Source organism: Altererythrobacter sp. Root672 (assembly GCF_001427865.1).
In the GTDB taxonomy this organism is placed as follows: Bacteria; Pseudomonadota; Alphaproteobacteria; order Sphingomonadales; family Sphingomonadaceae; genus Croceibacterium_A.
This window is the reverse complement of record NZ_LMHH01000001.1, coordinates 903784-922852: the sequence shown is the minus strand read 5'-3', so window position 1 is coordinate 922852 and position 19069 is coordinate 903784. Positions and strand designations below refer to the sequence as shown.

At 63.4% G+C, this 19069-nt stretch carries 20 protein-coding genes; 8 read left to right on the top strand and 12 right to left on the bottom strand.

The genetic code is table 11. From position 1 onward, the window contains the following. Positions 1-105: 105 nt before the first annotated feature. The 9 genes from phaR to dnaK all read right to left on the bottom strand — a co-directional run bounded on the left by phaR (position 106) and on the right by dnaK (position 9936). Entirely contained in the window at positions 106-681 is a 576-nt protein-coding gene (gene phaR, locus ASD76_RS04515; protein ID WP_055919094.1) for a polyhydroxyalkanoate synthesis repressor PhaR, read from the bottom strand. A gap of 75 nt (positions 682-756) precedes the next feature. Then, positions 757-1806: an alanine racemase gene (gene alr, locus ASD76_RS04510; RefSeq protein ID WP_055919091.1), complete on the bottom strand. Its 1050-nt coding sequence runs from the start codon at positions 1804-1806 to the stop codon at positions 757-759. Then, positions 1793-3424, bottom strand: a complete 1632-nt coding sequence (locus tag ASD76_RS04505) for an MFS transporter (RefSeq protein ID WP_055919087.1) — start codon at positions 3422-3424, stop codon at positions 1793-1795. The genes alr and ASD76_RS04505 overlap by 14 nt, the downstream gene beginning before the upstream one ends. Before the next feature lie 30 nt (positions 3425-3454). Continuing rightward, a complete protein-coding gene (locus ASD76_RS04500) occupies positions 3455-3886 on the bottom strand; it encodes an iron-sulfur cluster assembly scaffold protein (RefSeq protein ID WP_055919084.1) in 432 nt (143 codons plus the stop codon). Positions 3887-3891: 5 nt separating this feature from the next. Next, on the bottom strand, positions 3892-4425 hold the full coding sequence (locus ASD76_RS04495; RefSeq protein ID WP_055919080.1) for a CvpA family protein: 534 nt from the start codon (positions 4423-4425) through the stop codon (positions 3892-3894). 11 nt (positions 4426-4436) lie between these two features. Beyond that, complete coding sequence (gene radA / locus ASD76_RS04490) at positions 4437-5804, bottom strand: DNA repair protein RadA (protein ID WP_055919078.1); 1368 nt, start codon at positions 5802-5804, stop codon at positions 4437-4439. Between the two features lie 56 nt (positions 5805-5860). Then, complete coding sequence (locus ASD76_RS04485; RefSeq protein WP_055919076.1) at positions 5861-6772, bottom strand: MBL fold metallo-hydrolase; 912 nt, start codon at positions 6770-6772, stop codon at positions 5861-5863. A 49-nt stretch (positions 6773-6821) separates the two neighbouring features. Then, positions 6822-7928 carry a molecular chaperone DnaJ gene (dnaJ, locus tag ASD76_RS04480; RefSeq protein ID WP_200943039.1) on the bottom strand — a complete coding sequence of 369 codons (1107 nt, stop codon included), beginning with the start codon at positions 7926-7928 and terminating at the stop codon, positions 6822-6824. Positions 7929-8010: 82 nt separating this feature from the next. Continuing rightward, positions 8011-9936, bottom strand: a complete 1926-nt coding sequence (dnaK, locus tag ASD76_RS04475) for a molecular chaperone DnaK (protein ID WP_055919070.1) — start codon at positions 9934-9936, stop codon at positions 8011-8013. A gap of 170 nt (positions 9937-10106) precedes the next feature. On the opposite strand from dnaK, the gene ASD76_RS04470 reads away from it, so the two are divergent. From ASD76_RS04470 to ASD76_RS04455, 4 genes are all read left to right on the top strand, one after another. Beyond that, a complete protein-coding gene (locus ASD76_RS04470; protein ID WP_082553600.1) occupies positions 10107-10574 on the top strand; it encodes a copper chaperone PCu(A)C in 468 nt (155 codons plus the stop codon). A 74-nt stretch (positions 10575-10648) separates the two neighbouring features. Then, entirely contained in the window at positions 10649-11092 is a 444-nt protein-coding gene (locus ASD76_RS04465) for a hypothetical protein (RefSeq protein WP_055919064.1), read from the top strand. A 118-nt stretch (positions 11093-11210) separates the two neighbouring features. Continuing rightward, positions 11211-12722 (top strand): Na+/H+ antiporter NhaC, encoded by a 1512-nt coding sequence (gene nhaC, locus ASD76_RS04460; protein ID WP_055919059.1) that lies wholly within the window; start codon positions 11211-11213, stop codon positions 12720-12722. 53 nt (positions 12723-12775) lie between these two features. Further along, positions 12776-13282, top strand: a complete 507-nt coding sequence (locus tag ASD76_RS04455) for a PH domain-containing protein (RefSeq protein ID WP_055919056.1) — start codon at positions 12776-12778, stop codon at positions 13280-13282. Between the two features lie 12 nt (positions 13283-13294). On the opposite strand, the gene ASD76_RS04450 is transcribed toward ASD76_RS04455, so the two are convergent. Together ASD76_RS04450 and hrcA are read right to left on the bottom strand one after the other, a co-directional pair. After that, positions 13295-13888 (bottom strand): nucleotide exchange factor GrpE, encoded by a 594-nt coding sequence (locus ASD76_RS04450; protein WP_055919053.1) that lies wholly within the window; start codon positions 13886-13888, stop codon positions 13295-13297. 11 nt (positions 13889-13899) lie between these two features. Continuing rightward, a complete protein-coding gene (hrcA, locus tag ASD76_RS04445) occupies positions 13900-14943 on the bottom strand; it encodes a heat-inducible transcriptional repressor HrcA (protein ID WP_055919050.1) in 1044 nt (347 codons plus the stop codon). Positions 14944-15009: 66 nt separating this feature from the next. Here hrcA and rph point away from each other — a divergent pair, with 66 nt between their 5' ends. Genes rph through ASD76_RS04425 form a run of 4 tightly spaced genes read left to right on the top strand, consistent with a single transcriptional unit; the run spans position 15010 to position 18406 of the window. After that, on the top strand, positions 15010-15726 hold the full coding sequence (gene rph, locus ASD76_RS04440; protein ID WP_055922934.1) for a ribonuclease PH: 717 nt from the start codon (positions 15010-15012) through the stop codon (positions 15724-15726). Beyond that, the gene (rdgB, locus tag ASD76_RS04435) at positions 15723-16352 is read left to right on the top strand and encodes an RdgB/HAM1 family non-canonical purine NTP pyrophosphatase (RefSeq protein ID WP_055919048.1); all 630 of its coding nucleotides are present in this window, start codon (positions 15723-15725) and stop codon (positions 16350-16352) included. Before rph ends, rdgB begins: the two co-directional genes overlap by 4 nt. Before the next feature lie 9 nt (positions 16353-16361). Then, a complete protein-coding gene (hemW, locus tag ASD76_RS04430; protein ID WP_055919040.1) occupies positions 16362-17513 on the top strand; it encodes a radical SAM family heme chaperone HemW in 1152 nt (383 codons plus the stop codon). Next, positions 17510-18406 (top strand): tyrosine recombinase XerC, encoded by an 897-nt coding sequence (locus tag ASD76_RS04425; protein WP_055919037.1) that lies wholly within the window; start codon positions 17510-17512, stop codon positions 18404-18406. The genes hemW and ASD76_RS04425 overlap by 4 nt, the downstream gene beginning before the upstream one ends. Here ASD76_RS04425 and ASD76_RS04420 read toward each other — a convergent pair. Continuing rightward, a complete protein-coding gene (locus ASD76_RS04420; RefSeq protein WP_055919035.1) occupies positions 18403-19008 on the bottom strand; it encodes a DedA family protein in 606 nt (201 codons plus the stop codon). The two genes, ASD76_RS04425 and ASD76_RS04420, sit on opposite strands and share 4 nt — an antisense overlap. Positions 19009-19069: the final 61 nt, after the last annotated feature.

Sequence of the window (19069 nt, the reverse complement as noted above, 5' to 3'; positions counted from 1 at the left end):
GACTACCTGCAGTGGAATGTTCGCCCGGCCCCTAGAGCCTATCCCGCCAGGATGGAAGCTTTCGGCGGCAGTGGACCGCCGGTAATCGCCACTTGAGTTGAGCGACTATTTGCCCAGTTCGTCGAGCTTCTTCTGCATCGCCGCCATCTGCGCCTTCAACGCCTCCAACTCGTCACCGGAGGTTGCAGCGGGCTTGGGTGCCGCCTGCGGTTGCGCAGGGGCAGCACCGGCGTTGTTGCCTGGTATGAATGCTCCGGCCGCGGCCTTGAACATCGCCATGTTGCTCTCGGCGAGCTTGGCCAGTGCATCAGGCCCCATGCTGGTGGTCCAGGTTTCCTGGATCTTGCGCTGGTTATTGCGGAAGTTGTCCATCGTCGCTTCGAGATAGTGCGGCATCAACGACTGCATGGAATTGCCGTACATCGCGATCAACTGGCGCAGGAAGCTGATGGGGAGCATTTGCTCTCCGCTAGCTTCTTCTTCCATGATGATCTGAGTCAGGATCGCGTGCGTGATGTCTGCGCCTGTCTTTGCGTCGAGCACCTGAAAATCGATGCCGTTGCGCGTCATCCGCGAGAGGTCGTCAAGCGTAATGTAGCTCGATGACTGGGTATTGTAGAGCCGCCTGTTGGCATACTTCTTGATAATGACGGGTTCTGCGCCGGCCGCCGCTTCGTCCATCAATCTTCTCCATTCTGCCCCCGATCATGGCAGTTTGCACTTGCAACAAGAATTGTGCAACGGGACTACCCATAATTATTCGCGCAGGTAGCGGCGGCCCAGCGTCGTAAGTAATTCATATTGCGAAAGTCCCGTGATCGCTGACGCTTCGGGAAGACTAAATGGGACGTCCAGCCAGTCACCTTCACAAATATTAGGTGCAGTGCGGCAATCGACCACGACCATGTCCATCGATACCCGGCCAAGCAATGGCAGGTCCGAGCCCTGGAAGCGCAAGCGGCCGCGACCGGACCAGCAGCGCAAGAATCCATCAGCATAACCGAGAGATACGGTCGCCACCCGCATCGGTTCGTTCGCGGTGAAGGTGGCGTTGTAGCCGACGCTGTCCCCGGCGGAGAGATCACGCACCTGCAACACTGCCGCCTGCGGATGCACCACCTGCCTGATCACGCCGTCGAGTTCGGGTCGCGGAATGCCGCCGTAAAGGGCGATTCCGGGACGGGTCAGGTCAAACGCGTAGTCGTTTCCAAGGGCGATCCCAGCACTGTTGGCGAGGCTACGCGACTTGGCGGGGATATGCCTTGAGACCTCTTCGAATGCGGCGAGCTGGCGGGCGTTCTGTGCCACGTCCTCGTCGGCCGAAGCGAGGTGCGACAGTAGTGCATTGACCTCCAGCTGCGCCACCAAGGGCTCTGCAAGAGCTTCAAGCGGCAGTCCGAGCCGGTTGATGCCGGTGTCGACCATCAGGTCGCAGGCGCCGCCACCGCTGTCGATCCACAGTCGCGCCTGGTGAAGGCTGTTGATTACGGGGCGAACCCCGGTCGCGCGAGCGAACCGGGCATCTTCAGAACGGATCGGCCCATGCAGCACGGCGACCGAGCCCGGCGAGACGTGGCGCAGCACCTCCGGTACTTCGCTCCAGTGGGCGACGAAGAAGTCGGCCGCACCAGCCTCACGTAGAACAGGAGCGACCTTGTCGACTCCCAAACCATAGGCATTGGCCTTGACCGCCGCCCCGGCCCTTGCGGAGCCGGAGAGCTTGTCCAGGGCGCGCCAATTGGCGGTCAGGGCATCGCTGTCGAGTTGGAGGCGAAGTGTCGGAGGCGGCAGGTCAGGTGAGTTCATCGGAAAAATCGCGTGGTGGACCGGAAGGGAGACCCCATGCAGCGACCACTAGCGCGACTACCAGCAAGACCCAAGTGTACCAAAGCCCGGAAAAGATATTCCCGGTGAGCGCCACGATCGATCCGGCGATCAAGGGCAGGAAACCGCCGAAGTAGCCAGTGCCGATATGGTAAGGGATCGACATCGAGCTGTAGCGGATCTGCGGAGGGAACATCTCCGACAGCAACGAGGCAACCGGACCGAACGTCGCCCCGGAGAGCGATCCCAGTCCCACGAGAATCACCCAGATGCCGATCATGTTCATCATGGGCGGCACCTGCTTTTCCAGGTTGTAGCCGTTCTGCGTCAGCCACTCGCGCATGGCGCCGCGGCGCGCGTCTCGGTCGGACCAGTTCTCCTGGTCGAGCGCGAAGACCGACTGGCCGGCCGACAGCTGTAGGTTTGGCGCGGCGACCACGTCATAGGCGATGCCGATCGCAGTCAGATCCTCAAGCAACTGGCCGCACTGGGTGGCTTGCTTGGAGGCGAAAGGATTGAAGTCGCACTGCGGGCCGGAGATGACCACCGGGGCGTAGCGCGCGCTTTCGGCTAGTTGCGGATTGGCCAGGGCGGCGATACCCCAGAACGCCGGGAACAGGGCAATCAGGGTAACGAAGTAGCCCCACACGATCGGCTTCTTGCGCCCGACCTTGTCCGACAGCCATCCGAAATAGACGAAGAACACCACCGCCACGAGCGAGGCCGTGCCGACCAGGAGTTCCGCGACGGTATCGTCCACCCGCATTGGCCCCTTGAGGAACGACAGCGCCGAGAACAGCGCGGTGTAGAAGATGATCGTCAGCCCGCAGGCCACGCCGAATAGCGCCACGAAGATGCGCTTTTTGTTACCGGGGTAGGTGAAGCTCTCGATGAAGGGGTTGCGCGAAGTCTTGCCCTCGGCCTTCATCGCCTTGAACACCGGGCTCTCATTGAGCTTCAGACGCATCCACAGCGAAACGGCGAGCAGGGCGATCGAGAGCAGGAAAGGCACTCGCCAGCCCCATTCCTTGAACGCGTCCTCGGGGATCAGAAAGCGGCAGGCGAGCACCACGAGCAGGCTCAGCACGAAGCCACCGATCACGCTCGCCTGGATGAAGCTGGTAAAGAAACCCCGACGCCCCGGAGGCGAATGCTCGGCGACATAGATGGCCGCGCCACCGTATTCGCCACCCAGGGCCAAGCCCTGGAGAATGCGCAGGAACAGCACGATAAGTGGAGCTGCGAGCCCGATCGTCTCGGCGCTCGGCACCATGCCAACGCCCGCCGTGGCCACACCCATGAGCGTCACAGTAACCAGGAAGGTGTACTTCCGGCCGAGCTTGTCCCCGAGATAACCGAACAGAATCGCCCCGAGCGGCCTGAAACCGAACCCTACGGCAAATCCGGCCCAGGTGAGCAGGAGCGACAAGGTCTCGTTATCGGCGGGAAAGAACGCATGGCTGATGTAGGCCGCAAGCGTGCCGTAGATGAAGAAGTCGTACCACTCGAACACAGTGCCGATTGACGAAGCACCGATGACGAGATGCATTTCCCTACGGTCTGGTTCTACGACCGGCGACGCTGCCGAAATACTGGCCATTACTACCCCTACCTACTCCCGAGGGGTTTGTTAGCCTGCGTCTGGAGTGCTGGAAAGGGCAGCCAGGGCAGCCCTCCACGGCAGCAAGATCGCCCCATGCCGGGCGGGATAGGCCCGCGCCGCGTCAATCAGGGCGAGGTCGGGCCATTCGGGCTCGGCGCCTTCGCCTTCAACCCAAGCCTCGAGCAGACGAAGATCTGTGGTCAGGCGATCAGCGTCACGGCCTGGAGCATGGCGGGCAAAAATGGCGGCGGAAGCCTGGCCTATGGCGCAGGCCCGAACGCGCATCCCTAGCCGGCCAATCGCGCCGTTACCGTCGAGCGAGACATCCATCGCGAGCGTGCTTCCGCAGGTCGGCGACCTCGCCTCACCGTGCAACGCGGCGTTTTCCAGGGGAGGCCAGGTGCTCAACTCGACAGCAAGGGCCAGCAACTCGGGCGTATAGAGGCGCACGGAACTCATGGCGCTCAATCCCGGCTTTCCTCCACGTCGTGCCCGGACCCGAGGAGTGCTTCCTCGCGCTCCTGGATCAGTTTTACCATCGCATCCGCGCTAGCACTGACGAAGGGATAAGTTCGGGCAGTGGTCATCCATGTTGGCCGGCCGGCGACGCCCCAGATCGAATCGTAGCCTAGGACAAGAAGCGAGAACGCCATGATCACGATCACCACGCCCTTCACCGCTCCGAACCCGAAACCGAGCACACGATCGAATGGCCCCAGTACCGAATTCCGGCTCGCCCGGCCGATCCGCCCGGCGATGAGCCGGACTACGGTATAGGGGACAAGCAGCAAGAGCACGAACGCCAGGACCGCCGCACCCGAAGGCGTGCCGATGAACCCGTAGAGCGCACTCGTAAGGTCGGTATGAAGGAAGCGGATGGCAATCACTGCCAGGATCCACGCCCCAAGCGAAAGGACTTCCTGCACGAAGCCGCGCATGAAGCCGCCAACCGCCCCCACGCCAACGATCAGCAGGACCAAAATATCGAAACCCGTCATCGGTTCGAAATCTAGGCCGAGGCGAGTATTCGGTCAACGAGCTTGGGCAGGCTTTCCAACCCGAAATAGCGCAATCCCGCGAGGTCCTTAAGGCCGTCCGCCGGTCCGCAGCCGGTATCGAATCCCAGCTTGGCCGCTTCACGCAGGCGCAGACCGGCATGCGCGACCGGGCGAACCTCTCCGGAAAGCGATACTTCGCCGAACCAGATCGCGCGCAAGGGCAGCGGCTTGTCGGCAAGGGCGGAGACGAGCGCCGCCGCGACCGCAAGGTCGGCCGCGGGATCGGTCAGGCGATAACCGCCAGCGACGTTGAGGTAGACCTCGGCCGACGAAAAACTCAACCCGCAGCGCGCCTCTAGCACGGCAAGCAGCATGGCAAGTCGGCCGCTGTCCCACCCGACCACTGCACGCCGCGGTGTAGCGCCCGATTGCAGCCGAACGATGAGCGCCTGGACTTCGACAAGAACCGGCCTCGTCCCCTCCAGCGCCGGAAAGACCGAACTTCCCGCCAGCGGCTGTTCCCGTCCCGACAGAAACAGCATCGAGGGGTTCGATACCTCGGCGAGCCCTTGCCCTTCCATCGCGAACACGCCGATTTCCTCGACCGCGCCGAAGCGGTTCTTGAGCGCGCGCAGGATACGGTACTGGTGGCTGCGCTCACCCTCAAAACTCATGACGACGTCGACCATGTGTTCGAGCACGCGCGGACCCGCGATCGTGCCGTCCTTGGTGACATGACCGACGAGCACCAGCGCGACACCGTTTTCCTTGGCATAACGGATCAGCTCGAACGCGCTGGCCCGCACCTGGCTCACCGAACCTGGGGCTCCTTCGATCGTGTCCGAGTGCATCGTCTGGATCGAATCGACGACCAGCAACGCCGGTGGCGGCGCCGAGTTGAGTGTCGTCAGGATGTCACGCACCGAAGTGGCAGCGGCGAGGCCGAGCGGTGCGCCAGCCAGACCCAGTCGCGCCGCGCGCAACCGCACCTGCCCCGTCGCTTCCTCTCCGCTGATGTAGACGGTCGGAGCACCAGACTGGGCCATCGCGGCGGCCGCCTGGAGCAGCAACGTCGACTTACCGATCCCCGGTTCGCCGCCCATCAAAATCGCCGAGCCAGGAACAATCCCGCCGCCAAGCGCCCGATCGAACTCCGCCAGGCCAGTGGTCCGCCTAACTAACGGCTCCGACGGAGCGTTGAGCGATTCGAGCACGACCGGCCGCCCACCTGTCGACAGATCATGCCTCACCGAGAAGACGGTTCCGGGCACTTCTTCAACCAGGGTGTTCCATTGCGAGCAGTCGACGCACTGGCCCTGCCAGCGTGTCGCGACACTGCCGCATTCGGTGCAAACATAACGGCGTTTGGGCTTGGCCATGGCCCTCGTCTAAGGGGAACGTAAAGGGAACGCAAGTGTCCCCTGGAACTTGTCCCTCAGGTGCGCTGCGCCTCAAGGCTTCGCCAGATCGACTCGACAAAGGCATCTTCCGCGACGAACCCGTTGGGGTTGTTGGAGAGGCCCGCCAGCGGCTTTGCGGCCTTGGCATCCTCAAGCGATCGGCCGGCTTCCTTCAGCCCTTTGACCCGATCGATGGAGGTTGCAATCATTCCCCGCCAGGCAATCAGATCGTCCTTCCTGGCCAATGGTCCGTGTCCGGGAATGATAACCGTGTCGGCGTTAGTAATGGCGATCGCCTGATCGAGCGAGCGGACCAAGTTCAGCGCATTTCCGCCCGAGCTCAGGTCGATGAACGGAAAGCCCGCGCCATTCATCATCATGTCGCCAGTGTGGAGCACGTTGGCCTTGCGCCAATAGATCACGCTATCGCCGTCAGTATGCCCGCCGCCGGTGTGGAACACGTCGATCGTGTCGCCATTGAGGTGGAAGGTCAGCCCGCGATCGTAAGTCACGACCGGCAAGGCCGCTTTCGGCGCAGGGGGCGAGGTGTTGCCTGCCACCAGACCTCCGGCGGCGAGACGCGTCCGCACGTTGTTTTGCGCGACGATCAGCGCCCCGGCCTTGCCGAAGTTCTCATTCCCACCTGCGTGGTCGAAATGCCAGTGCGTGTTGACCAGGTATCGGACCGGCGTTGCGCCGAGCCCCGCGATGGTGGCCTGAATCTTCTCGGTCAGCGGCGCAAACTGGTCATCGACGATGATCGTGCCGTCTTCACCATAGCTCACGCCGATATTGCCGCCGTTGCCGGTGATCACGGCGATGCCGGGCTTGATCGGGATCGCCGCGACCTGGATCGCGTCCCAGTCAGGCTCCTGTTGCTGCGCAATGGCGGCGCCCGCCAGCGACAGCGCGATAGCGGAAATGAAGACAATCGGCCGGTAGTTCATGGCGAGTCCCCCTTGCCCGATCGTAACCGGAAAGGGGGGCGCCTGTCGATCAGCCCTTCAGGGCGCTCTTCAGCTTGGCAAAGAAGCCTGCGCTTTCAGGACATTCCTCGCCGGTCTCGGTCTCCTGGAACTCGCGCAGCAGCTCCTTTTGACGAGCGCTGAGCTTGGTCGGAGTCTCGACTTGAATTTCCACGACCAGGTCACCCCGGCCCCGCCCTTGCAGCACCGGCATGCCCGCGCCGCGCTTACGCAACTGGCGGGTGGACTGGATACCGGCGGGGATTTCGATCGCGTGGACCTCTCCGTCGAGGCCCGGAATATCGATCGTGCCGCCGAGCGCCGCGGTTGAGAAGCTGATGGGCGCGCGGGTGAACAGTGCGGTTCCTTCGCGCTCAAACACGGCGTGCGGCTTGATGTGCACGAAGATGTAGAGATCGCCCGGAGGCGCGCCCATTGGCCCGGCCTCGCCTTTGCCGGTAAGGCGGATGCGGGTGCCGTTGTCGACGCCAGGTGGGACTTCCACCGCAAGCGCTTGAACCTTGTCGACCCGTCCTTCGCCGCGGCATTCGCGGCAAGGGCTTTCGATGACTTCGCCGCTGCCATGGCAGTTGGGGCACGGGCGTTCGATCACGAACAGGCCCTGGTGCGCGCGGACCTTGCCCCGTCCGGCGCATAATTCGCAGCCGCGCCGCGCGGTGCCCGGGGCAGCGCCCGAGCCTTTGCACGGCTCGCAAGTGACCGAGACTTCCATCTTGATCTCGGTCGTCTTGCCGTGAAATGCGTCTTCGAGGTTTACCTCAAGATCAAAGCGCAGGTCCGCGCCGCGACGCGGCCGAGTGCGTCCGCCGCCGCCGAAGGCGCTCCCGAAGATCGTCTCGAAAATATCGCCAAGATCGCCGAAGTCCGCCTGCGGACCACCGCCGCCCATGCCCTGCTGGAACGCGGCGTGGCCATACTTGTCGTAGGCCGCCCGCTTCTGCGGATCCTTGAGGCAGTCGTAAGCGACGCTGATCGACTTGAATTTGGCTTCGTTGTCCTTGCACCCGCCATTACGGTCCGGGTGGAATTCCATGGCCAACCGCCGGTAGGCGGACTTGATCGTGCGATCGTCCGCGTCACGGCTGACGCCAAGCACTTCGTAATAATCGACTTCCATCGAAGGCACGTCCAAAACCCCCAGGCCTTATCCGCCACCGGCGCGGAGTGCGTCGGTGGCGAATGAGGCGTCCATCAGGACATCAGCCCTTGTTGTCTTCGTCTACTTCCGAGAACTCGGCGTCCACAACTTCCTCGCCGCCGGCATCGCCGTCACTCGGAGCGTCTGCCGACGGAGAGGCTGCGGAAGCCTGCTCCTTCTCGTAGATCTGCTGTCCCATCTTCATTGCTAGATCGGTCAGCGCTTGAGCCTTGGCCTTGATGGCCTCGACGTCACCACCATCGATGGCCGTCTTGGTTTCGGCGAGTGCCGCCTCGATCTCTGACTTGAGGCCACCGTCGATCTTGTCGCCGTGTTCCTCAAGCTGCTTCTCGGTTGCGTGAACCAGGCTGTCGGCGTTGTTCTTGGCTTCCGCCGATTCGCGCCGCTTCTTGTCCTCTTCGGCGAACTTCTCCGCGTCCTGGACCATCTGGTCGATGTCGGAATCGCTGAGACCGCCCGAAGCCTGGATGCGGATCTGCTGTTCCTTGCCGGTGCCCTTGTCCTTGGCACTGACGTTGACGATGCCGTTGGCGTCGATGTCGAACGTGACTTCGATCTGCGGCACGCCACGCGGGGCCGAAGGAATGCCGACGAGGTCAAACTGGCCGAGCAACTTGTTGTCGCCCGCCATCTCGCGCTCGCCCTGGAACACGCGGATCGTCACCGCCTGCTGGTTGTCCTCGGCAGTCGAGTAGACCTGGCTCTTCTTGGTCGGGATCGTGGTGTTGCGGTCGATCATCTTGGTCATGATGCCGCCCAGCGTTTCGATACCCAGCGAAAGCGGGGTCACGTCGAGCAGCAGCACGTCCTTGACGTCGCCTTGAAGCACGCCGGCCTGGATCGCGGCGCCCATGGCCACGACTTCGTCCGGGTTCACGCCGACATGCGGTTCCTTGCCGAAGAATTCCTTCACCGTCTCGCGAACCTTGGGCATGCGCGTCATGCCGCCGACCATGACCACATCGTCGATGTCGCTGGCCTTGAGGCCGGCGTCGGCGAGCGCCTTCTTCATCGGTTCCTTGGTGCGCTCGATCAGCCCAGCGACCATCTTTTCGAGGTCGGCACGGGTCACCGTTTCGACGAGGTGCAGCGGAGTGGTGCTGCCGCCTTCCATGCGAGCGGTGATGAAGGGCAGGTTGATTTCGGTCGTGGCCGTGCTCGAAAGCTCGATCTTGGCCTTCTCAGCCGCTTCCTTCAGGCGCTGAAGAGCGAGCTTGTCGGTCTTCAGGTCCATGTTTTCCTTGGCTTTGAACCTGTCGGCCAGCCATTCGACCAGCTTGGAGTCAAAGTCTTCACCGCCGAGGAAGGTGTCGCCGTTGGTCGACTTCACCTCGAACACGCCGTCGCCGATCTCGAGGATCGAGACGTCGAAGGTGCCGCCGCCAAGGTCATAAACCGCGATGGTCTTGCCGTCGTTCTTCTCGAGGCCATAGGCCAGCGCAGCCGCAGTCGGCTCGTTGATGATGCGCAGGACTTCGAGGCCCGCGATCTGGCCGGCGTCCTTGGTCGCCTGGCGCTGGGCGTCGTTGAAGTAGGCCGGGACCGTGATGACGGCCTGCGTGACGGTCTCACCGAGATAGCTCTCGGCGGTTTCCTTCATCTTTTGCAGGATGAACGCAGAGATCTGACTGGGCGAATAGTCTTCGCCGCCGGCCTTGACCCAGGCGTCGCCGTTCTTGCCCTTGGCAATGGTGTACGGGACCAGCTCGGTGTCCTTCTTGGTCACCGGGTCGTCGTAGCGGCGGCCGATCAGGCGCTTCACCGCGAAAATCGTGTTGTCGGGGTTGGTCACTGCCTGGCGCTTGGCCGGCTGACCGATCAGACGTTCCCCATCCTTGGTGAAGGCGACGATCGACGGAGTGGTCCGCGCGCCTTCTGCATTTTCAATTACCTTGGGCTTGCCGCCATCCATCACTGCAACGCAGCTGTTGGTCGTGCCGAGGTCGATACCGATTACTTTGGCCATAGATGTTCCCCACATCCTCTTAAGACTTGGACGCCGCCCATCGGCCTCCCCGGTTCTGGGCGAGGCCACTCGGCAGCTCGATTACGCGGCGGATATAGGTGGGGTTTGGCTTGGCACAAGAGCGCCGCGGGTATAGCTTCCTCAAAGGGGTTCATGAGGGGGAGAGCGAAATGAAAAGAAGAGTTTGGGCCGCGCTGGCTCTGGCAGTGATGGCGTTCGGGCTGGCTGGGTGTGGCGAACAACCCACAGAAGCCGAAGCAAAGCCGGTCGGGCCGGCAGGAATCAGCGCCGGCAATGGCAGGGTCATGCTGTCGGCAGTCTCGGGCAATCCCGCGGCTGCCTATTTCGATGTAACCAACGCCGGAGACCACGATTGGATGATCCGCGCGGCCTCGGTGCAAGGGGCCAAGGGCGCGACCATGCATGTCACTCAGGACGGAGCGATGCAGGAAACGCTGCAGGTGATGGTCAAGGGTGGCGAAACCGTGAAGTTCGAACCCGGCGGCCTCCACCTGATGGTGGACGGGCTTCCTGACACCGCCAAGGCGGGGACCAAGACCGATGTGACGCTGACCTTCGTCGGTGGCGACAAGGTCACCTTCCCGGCTGAGATCCGCGCGGCAGGCGACGAGCGCTGACGGAAACGAGGGCGACCTGTCCGGCCGGCGGCAATCGTCGGCTAACAAACGGGGAGGTCGCCCTCGCCTCAAGCATGTTCGGCAGCGCGATCGACTATGATGCGGTCCGCATCCACCGGCGCAAGTGGTGGCCGTTCCAACCCAAGCGGATCGTCATGGCGCCCGATGGCCATATCTGGGTCCATCCGCAAAGCCCGAACTGGAGCGACGACTACTCCCACGCTCACCTCGGCCTTCAGGGGCTGTTCGTCCACGAGATGACTCACGTGTGGCAGGCCCAGCGAAAGGGCAAATGGTACCTGCCGCTAATGCGGCATCCGTTCTGCCGATACGCATACACCTTCGATCCGGCCCGTTCCTTCGACCGCTATGGAATCGAGCAGCAGGCGGAGATCGTGCGTCACGCCTTTCTCCAGCGACATAGCGTGAGGCCGACCGGGGTCGTTGATCTGGCCCAGTTAGAGCGAACCTTGCCGTTCTCTAAGCCTACGGGCTCAGGTGGTTCATCGCTGGCTTGAGGGTTTATCCCAATTAGCGGCGTAGCGGCCTTCGCATATGCTCCTTGCCAAGGAGAGCGATGGCGCAAATGGTCCTTTTGAAGACCGACCCCCAACTTCCGCGCAGGATACTGCGGCCATGAGCGTTGCCGACGTCGCCGCGACCGTCCCTCCGGACAAACAACCCTCGTATTTCGAAGCGGTGCTGCCGCTTATCGTGCTGACCATCCTCGTTGGCGGATCGGTGGCCTTGTTCGGGCTCGACGCCATGGAGGGGCCGCTGCAGGTGGCCATGCTGCTGTCGGGCATGACCGCCGCGATCATCGTCCTGCGCAAGGGGCATTCCTGGGAAGCCGTATCGGATGCCAGCCGTCGAGGCGTCGGGTCGGTGGTCAGCGCGATCTTCATCCTGCTGGCCGTCGGCGGACTGATCGGCACCTGGAACATGGCCGGGACGATTCCGACGCTGGTCTATTACGGCCTCGCCATCATCGATCCGAACTGGTTCTACGCCGCCAGCCTCATAGTCTGCGCCTTGATTTCGCTCGGGATTGGAAGTTCGTGGACCACTGTCGGTACGATCGGCGTGGGCCTGATGGGACTGGCATGGTTGGCGGGCGTCTCCCCGGTGATCACCGCGGGGGCGATCGTCTCTGGGGCCTATACCGGAGACAAGCTGTCCCCGCTGTCGGAGACAACCATCCTAGCCGCCCAGCTGACCAACAATGATCTCTACGTGCACCTCAGGCACCAGGCGTGGGTAAGCGTCCCGGCCTTTCTCGTAGCAGCGATCGGGCTCTCCGTGCTCGGCTTTGCCGCACCTACGCCCGCTGCAGGTGAAGCGCTTATCAACTCGGAGCTGGGCGCGCTCGACCAATTGTTCTGGATCACGCCGATCAACTTGCTGCCGCTGTTGCTCCTGATCATCATGTCGCTCCGCAAGGTTCCTGCTTCACTGGCGCTCACTTGGTCGTCCCTGTTTGCCGGAGTGCTGGCCTGCTTCACCCAGCCGCAAGCCGTGCAGATGATGATGGACCCGGACCTTGTCGGAACCTTGGAAGGCAATATCAAAGCTGTCTGGCAGGTAATTGCCACCGGTTATCAGGCAAACAGCGGCATCGGCCCGGTAGACGACCTGCTCTCGCGCGGGGGCATGGCCAGCATGCTGCTCACCATCTGGCTGATTGTAGCCGCCCTGGCCTTCGGCTCAATCCTCGATGAGTTCGGCTTCCTTTCAAAGTTGGTGACCCCGTTGCTGACCCGCGCCAAGCAGACCGGCAGCCTGATCGCCACTTCGGTCGGGACCGCGATCGGCCTCAACGTGATCACCGCGGACCAGTACGTCGCCGTGGTTCTCCCGACGCGCCTGTTCAGGGTCGAGTTCCAGAAGCGCGGCCTCGCCAGCACCAACCTGTCCCGCGCGGTGTCCAACGGCGGTATCGTTACCGCGCCGCTGGTGCCGTGGAACTCGTGCGGTGCCTATATGGCTGCCGTACTCGGCGTCCCGACCTTCGCTTATTTGCCCTATGCGATCTTCAATTACATGAGCCCGCTGATCGACATGCTCTACGGTTTCACCGGCTTCAAGATCGCAAGGATCACCGAGGAGGAGGCCGCGCAGACGGCTGATATCTCACCCGGCGACGTTTGAGCGACAGCGAAAGCCTGCTAACAATTCGGCCCTGACTTTTGGGGGATGAGGCCATGACCGAACCGTTGCTCGACAGCTACCGCTCTTCGCTGAGCGGTTGGCTAAGAGGCACGGCTGTCGGTCTCGGGACGATCCTCCTTGGCATCGCGGGATTTGCCATCCTGATCGCCAAGGCCGGCAACTGGGGCGCCTGGCCGCTGTTGCTGACGCTTCTTGCGTTGGTGATCGTCTTCGCCAAGTGGCTGCAGACCATGGCGGCTAAGTACGAACTGACCAGCGAGCGGCTGATCGTCCGCCGCGGGATCATCTTCAAGAGCATCGACGAGATCGAGCTCTACCGCATCAAGGACGTGCGGATCGATTTCACCCTGCTCAACCAGTGGGTCGGCATCGGCACGGTCACCATCACCTCAAGCGATGAGACCACCCGAATCAACGAACTGAAGATGCGCCACATCGGCGAAGCTCAGGCGCGGCGCGAGAACCTGCGCCGCCTGGTCGATTCGGCACGCCGCCAGCGCGGCGTGCGCGAAATCGACATGGTTCACGAAGATCTGTGAGGTGAGCCGGACTTAGTCCGGCTTCTTCGCCACCCCAACCATCGCGGGCCGCAGCAAGCGGTCCTTGATCATGTAACCGGCCTGCATTTCCTGCACGACCGTGCCGGGCTCGGCATCGTTGGTGGGAATCTCCAGCATCGCCTGGTGCTGGTTCGGATCGAGCGGCAAGCCCTTCGACGCGATGCGGGTAATGCCGTGCACGCCGAACACCTTGTCGAGCTCGCGCTGGGTGGCTTCAATGCCGGCGAAGAAGTTCTTGAGCTTCTCGTCTTCGCGCATTTCGGCAGGGAAATGGTCGATGGCGCGGGCGAGGTTGTCCGCCACGGAAAGGATGTCCCGGGCAAAGCCCGTCGCAGCGTAGGCACGCGCGTCCTGGACGTCCTTCTCCATCCGCCGGCGCACGTTCTGCACTTCCGCACGGGCGTAGAGCATGTCCTGCTGCGCCTGTTCTAGATCGCCTCTCAGCGAAGAGAGAGCGTTCTCAAGCGAATGACCGGCCTGGCCTTCGTCGGCCCCTTCAGCGCCCTTATCGAGCAGTGCGTCAGGCACCCCGGCCAATTCCTTCTCGACCGCCTCATCGCGCGGATTTTCGTTTTCGTTCGTCATAATTTCCGGTTTCAGCCAATGCGTCTGCCCAGAGATCGGGCAGTGAAATCCACCATGGGCACGATACGCGCGTAATTCAACCGCGTGGGGCCGATCACACCGAGCACACCGACGACCCGACCGTCGCGATCGCGATATGGCGCAGCGATTACCGACGAGCCCGACAAAGCGAACAGCCGATTCTCGCTGCCGATGAATATCCGAGTCGCTTCCGCCTCGCGCGCACTGTCGAGAAGTTCGGCGACCGACTGCTTGTTCTCCAAATCGTCGATCAGCGATCGGACCCGGTCGATATCCCCCAGCGCCGTATCATCGAGCAGCTTTGCTTGCCCGCGCACGATCAACACTGGGCGCCGCGCCGCATCTTCGCTCCAGATCGCCAGGCCGCGCTCAACAAGGTCGCGGCTGGCAGAATCGAGCGCCGACCGGCCCGAGGCGATCTCGGTCTTCATCCCCAGCGCCGCCTCCGACAAGGTACGACCAACCAGGTGGGCGGAAATGTAATTCGACGCCTCCTGGAGCGAGGACGCTCCGGTTCCGGCGGGCAAGTGCAGGAGGCGGTTCTCAACCGAACCGTCCTGTCCCACCAGCACCGCCAGCGCACGCCCTTGATCGAGAGCCACCAGGTTCATCTGCGCCAACCGGGAATCGCGCCGCGGGACCATGACCATGCCGGCGGCGCCGGAAATCTCCGAGAGCACCGCGCTGGTCGCCTCGATTGCCGCCTCGATGGGGCCGGGCTGTGCCAAGCGGCGCTCGATCGCGGCCCGTTCTTCCGCGCTAGGCTGTGCAACTTGCATCATGCCGTCGACAAACAGCCGCAGCCCCGTTTCCGTGGGCATGCGCCCGGCGCTGGTATGAGGAGCAGCCAACAGGCCCCTCGCCTCGAGCTCGCTCAGGACCGAACGGATCGACGCGGGTGAGAGATTGAGCACCCCCTCGCTCGCCAGGGTTCTCGACCCGACAGGAATGCCGCTTTCCAGGTAACCCTCCACCACCAGGCGGAAGATTTCCCGTGCGCGTTCGCTGAGTTCGGTAAGCGGGGGTGTGGGCATGACAGGCGGCTATCTAGTCGCTACGGCGGCTGCAGAAAAGCCGAACCCCCGGCAATGGAGTATCTCATGCGACCTTCCGGCCGCGCGCCCGACGAAATGCGCGTTATCGACATCCAGACTGGATTCACCAAACACGCCGAAGGTTCGGTGCTGGTTTCCTTCGGTGACACCCGCGTGCTCGTCACCGCGAGCGTCGAAGACAAGGTGCCGCCGTTCCTGCGCAACAAGGGCCAGGGTTGGGTCACCGCCGAGTACTCGATGCTTCCCCGCGCAACCCACACTCGTGGCAGCCGTGAAGCCGCCAAGGGCAAGCAGAGCGGCCGGACGCAGGAAATCCAGCGTCTTATCGGGCGTTCCTTGCGCGCGGTGGTAGATCTCAAGAAGCTTGGCGAGCGCCAGATCGTGCTCGATTGCGACGTGATCCAGGCCGATGGCGGCACCCGCACCGCCGCCATTTCCGGCGCGTGGGTGGCCCTGCGCATTGCAGTCGACAAGCTGCTCGCATCCGGAGCGATCAGCGAGGACCCGATCCTCCACAAGGTCGCCGCGGTGAGCTGCGGTATCCACGAAGGTACGCCGGTTCTCGATCTCGATTATCTCGAAGACAGCTCGGCCGATGCCGACGCCAACTTCGTGCTGCTCGAAGGCGGCAAGATCGCCGAGGCCCAGGCCACGGCCGAAGGTGCCTGCTATGACGAGGAAGGCCTGCTGCGCCTTCTCCGCCTCGCTCGTATCGGCTGTGAGCAGATCTTTGCCGCGCAGGCGGCTGCTGTCGGCCGGTGAGCAGAAAGCTCGGCTCCGGCAAGCTGGTCATTGCCACGCATAACGCGGGCAAGTTGAAGGAAATCGCCGCGTTGCTCGCGCCCTATGGGCTCGAATGCATCTCGGCGGGCTCCCTCGGCCTGCCGGAGCCGGACGAGACCGGGCGGACGTTTGTCGACAACGCGCTGATCAAGGCCCGTGCGGCGGCGGAGAGCTCCGGCCTCGTCGCGCTGGCCGATGACAGCGGGCTGTCGGCGGCGGCTCTCGACGGACGGCCTGGGGTCTACACCGCGGACTGGGCCGAACGCCAGTGGTTCGAAGGCGAGCCGGGCCGGGATTGGTACATGGCGATGGGTAAACTCGAGGGCATGGTTCAGGCCAAGGGTCCCGAGGCCAATCGCGAGGCTTGGTTCTCCTGCGTTCTCGCCCTCGCCTGGCCCGACGGCGACCACGTGGTCTACGAAGGCCGCGCCAACGGCACCCTGACCTGGCCGCCGCGCGGGACAATGGGGTTCGGATATGACCCGGTCTTCGTGCCGAACGGCTACGACGTGACATTCGCCGAACTCGATCCGGCAGAGAAACACCGCATCAGCCACCGCGCGGATGCGTTTGCCAAGCTGGTCGCGGACCAGTTCGCCCAGTAGGATAGCCGCGTGGCTCGCGCGCTCTACATTCATTGGCCCTTCTGCCTGAAGAAGTGCCCCTATTGCGACTTCAACTCGCATGTCCGGGAGCAGGTGGAAAACGACGCCTGGCGCGCGGCGTTGCTGGCGGACATGCGCCACGAAGCCGAACTCGCCGCAGGAGAGCCGCTCGAGTCGATCTTCTTCGGTGGGGGGACACCCTCGCTCATGCCGCCTGCACTTGTGGGCGCTCTGCTTGAGGAAGCCGAACGGCTGTGGGGCTTCGGGCCGGAGATCGAAATCACCCTTGAGGCCAATCCCTCCTCCGTTGAGGCGGCGAACTTTGCTTCGCTGGCGACGGTGGGCGTGAACCGGGTATCGCTCGGCTTGCAGGCCCTCGATGACGAAACGCTGCAATTTCTTGGACGCCTCCACAACGTCGAAGAGAGCCTCGCGGCGCTCGAAGTCGCCCAGCGGCACTTCGGGCGGGTCAGTTTCGATTTGATCTACGCGCGTCCCGGGCAAACGCCGGAGCAATGGCGTGCGGAACTGGAGCGAGCGCTCGGTTTTGGCACCGGGCATCTCTCGCTCTACCAGCTGACGATCGAGGCCAACACGCGCTTCGCCACCGACGTCCGTCGGGGAATATTCGAGCCGATGGAAGACGACCCGGCAGCGGACCTGTTCGCGCTCACGCGGGAGCTTACCGAGGCGGCGGGACTTCCGGCCTACGAGGTCAGCAACCATGCTCGTCCCGGCGAGGAGAGTCGCCATAACCTCACTTACTGGCGCTACAACGACTACGCCGGGATCGGTCCAGGCGCCCACGGCCGGCGATCGGGCATGGCAACACAGCGGCACAAGAAGCCGGAGAACTTCCTCGCCGCAGTGGAGCGCAACGGTCACGGGCTCGTAGAGGAGCGCCTGCTCGATCCGCGTGAGCAGGCAGCTGAGGCGCTGCTCATGGGGCTCAGGCTGCGCGAGGGCATAGGCATCGCGGACTTGGCGAAGCGCTTTGGCTTAGCCGAGGCCGAACTGCTCGACCGGAAGAAGCTGGTGTTCATCGAGACGCTCGGCCTCGTGTGGAGCGCCGACGGGCGGGCCGGTGTGACCGGGCAAGGGATGCCAGTGCTCGATGCGCTCCTGGGCGAATTGGTGCCGGGGAGTCTGGCTGCCGCATGAGTGAAGGCGTGCTCCTCAACCAATGGCGGGAGCACCTCGCGATGGGGCGACGGCGGTCACCGCACACTGTCCGGGCTTACGTCGCAACTGCAGAACGCTGGCTGGAGCGGATCGACGCGGCCGATTGGGGAACGCTTGCCCGGCTAGGTCCGGCGGACTTGCGGATGCAGCTGGCCCTGCGGCGCGCCGAAGGACTGAGCAACGTTTCCGCCGCCCGCGAGTTGTCGGCGCTGAAGGCATTTCTCGCCTATGCCAGGGAGCAAGCCGGGTTCGTGGACGCCGCCCCTCCCCGGCTCCGCGGTCCACGGATCAAGAAGGGCCTGCCGCGCCCGGTCACTCCCGACGAGGCGGCGAACCTTGCCGAGACGGTGAAGGAAACCTCAGCCGAAGACTGGATCGGTGCGCGTGATCGGGCGGTGTTGTTGTTGCTCTATGGCGCCGGGCTACGGATCGCCGAGGCGCTGTCGCTCAAGGGTTCGGATGCTCCCTTGAGCGAAACGCTGGTGGTGACGGGCAAGGGCAACAAGCAGCGCGTCGTGCCGATCCTGCCCTTGGTCCGAGCGGCGGTGGCGGACTACGTGAAGCGCTGCCCCTTCCCGCTGGAGTCCTCGCAGCCCCTGTTCCGTGGAGCGAAGGGCGGACAGTTGAGCCAAGGCATGGTGCAGAAGGCCATGGCTCGGGCACGCATCGCGCTTGGCCTGCCCGCCACGGCAACCCCTCACGCCCTACGGCATAGCTTTGCGACACACCTGCTCGGGGCCGGCGCGGACTTGCGCAGCCTGCAGGAACTGCTCGGACATGCGAGCCTGGGATCGACGCAGATCTACACCCGGGTCGACGCGGCAACGATGCTCGAGGCCTACCGCTCAGCCCACCCGCGGGAAAAGGCCTAGCGTTCCGAGCGCGGCTTCCAGGTGAATACCCGCCAGGCATAGGCCACGATCGCCAGACCGAAGGCCCCGAGCACGATCCACGCCAGCACGTCCTGCGACTCCTCGAAGTAGCGGCCGAGCCACTGGCCGCCGTAGATCAGCAGCACGTTCCAGATTCCGGCCCCGATGAAGGTGAACAGCAGGAACTTCCACGCCTTCATGTGCGACAGTCCGGCCGGCAGCGAAATCATCGTACGCAGGAACGGCGAGAAGCGCAGGACCAGCACGATCCATTGTCCGTGCCGCTGGAAGAAGCGGGTGGCGTTCTCAATGTCTTCCCATTCGAGGGTCAGCCAGCGGCCATACCTCTCGATCAGCGGGGCAAGGCGGCGATAGCCCCATTTGTCGCCGAGCCAGAACCACACGTAGTTGCCGGCGGTAGAGCCCACGGTCCCGGCGATAAGCAGGGGCCAGAACTCCATCTCCCCCCGCCCGACCAGCAGGCCGCCAATGCCCATGATCACTTCGGACGGGATGGGCGGGAAAATGTTCTCGATCGCCATCAGCAAGGCGATCCCCCAGTATCCACCTAACGCGATGGCATCGATGATGAATTCGTGCATGGGGCTTACAATGTTCGAACTTAAGGGATGGGTTCGGAGCGGTGCTTCGACAAGCTCAGCA

What these genes read in the sequence shown, in the direction of transcription:
- phaR (WP_055919094.1), bottom strand. Translation starts at nt 681, where the DNA reads ATGGACGAAGCGGCGGCCGGCGCAGAACCCGTCATTATCAAGAAGTAT.
- alr (WP_055919091.1), bottom strand. Translation starts at nt 1,806, where the DNA reads ATGAACTCACCTGACCTGCCGCCTCCGACACTTCGCCTCCAACTCGAC.
- ASD76_RS04505 (WP_055919087.1), bottom strand. Translation starts at nt 3,424, where the DNA reads ATGGCCAGTATTTCGGCAGCGTCGCCGGTCGTAGAACCAGACCGTAGG.
- ASD76_RS04500 (WP_055919084.1), bottom strand. Translation starts at nt 3,886, where the DNA reads ATGAGTTCCGTGCGCCTCTATACGCCCGAGTTGCTGGCCCTTGCTGTC.
- ASD76_RS04495 (WP_055919080.1), bottom strand. Translation starts at nt 4,425, where the DNA reads ATGACGGGTTTCGATATTTTGGTCCTGCTGATCGTTGGCGTGGGGGCG.
- radA (WP_055919078.1), bottom strand. Translation starts at nt 5,804, where the DNA reads ATGGCCAAGCCCAAACGCCGTTATGTTTGCACCGAATGCGGCAGTGTC.
- ASD76_RS04485 (WP_055919076.1), bottom strand. Translation starts at nt 6,772, where the DNA reads ATGAACTACCGGCCGATTGTCTTCATTTCCGCTATCGCGCTGTCGCTG.
- dnaJ (WP_200943039.1), bottom strand. Translation starts at nt 7,928, where the DNA reads ATGGAAGTCGATTATTACGAAGTGCTTGGCGTCAGCCGTGACGCGGAC.
- dnaK (WP_055919070.1), bottom strand. Translation starts at nt 9,936, where the DNA reads ATGGCCAAAGTAATCGGTATCGACCTCGGCACGACCAACAGCTGCGTT.
- ASD76_RS04470 (WP_082553600.1), top strand. Translation starts at nt 10,107, where the DNA reads ATGAAAAGAAGAGTTTGGGCCGCGCTGGCTCTGGCAGTGATGGCGTTC.
- ASD76_RS04465 (WP_055919064.1), top strand. Translation starts at nt 10,649, where the DNA reads ATGTTCGGCAGCGCGATCGACTATGATGCGGTCCGCATCCACCGGCGC.
- nhaC (WP_055919059.1), top strand. Translation starts at nt 11,211, where the DNA reads ATGAGCGTTGCCGACGTCGCCGCGACCGTCCCTCCGGACAAACAACCC.
- ASD76_RS04455 (WP_055919056.1), top strand. Translation starts at nt 12,776, where the DNA reads ATGACCGAACCGTTGCTCGACAGCTACCGCTCTTCGCTGAGCGGTTGG.
- ASD76_RS04450 (WP_055919053.1), bottom strand. Translation starts at nt 13,888, where the DNA reads ATGACGAACGAAAACGAAAATCCGCGCGATGAGGCGGTCGAGAAGGAA.
- hrcA (WP_055919050.1), bottom strand. Translation starts at nt 14,943, where the DNA reads ATGCCCACACCCCCGCTTACCGAACTCAGCGAACGCGCACGGGAAATC.
- rph (WP_055922934.1), top strand. Translation starts at nt 15,010, where the DNA reads ATGCGACCTTCCGGCCGCGCGCCCGACGAAATGCGCGTTATCGACATC.
- ASD76_RS04425 (WP_055919037.1), top strand. Translation starts at nt 17,510, where the DNA reads ATGAGTGAAGGCGTGCTCCTCAACCAATGGCGGGAGCACCTCGCGATG.
- ASD76_RS04420 (WP_055919035.1), bottom strand. Translation starts at nt 19,008, where the DNA reads ATGCACGAATTCATCATCGATGCCATCGCGTTAGGTGGATACTGGGGG.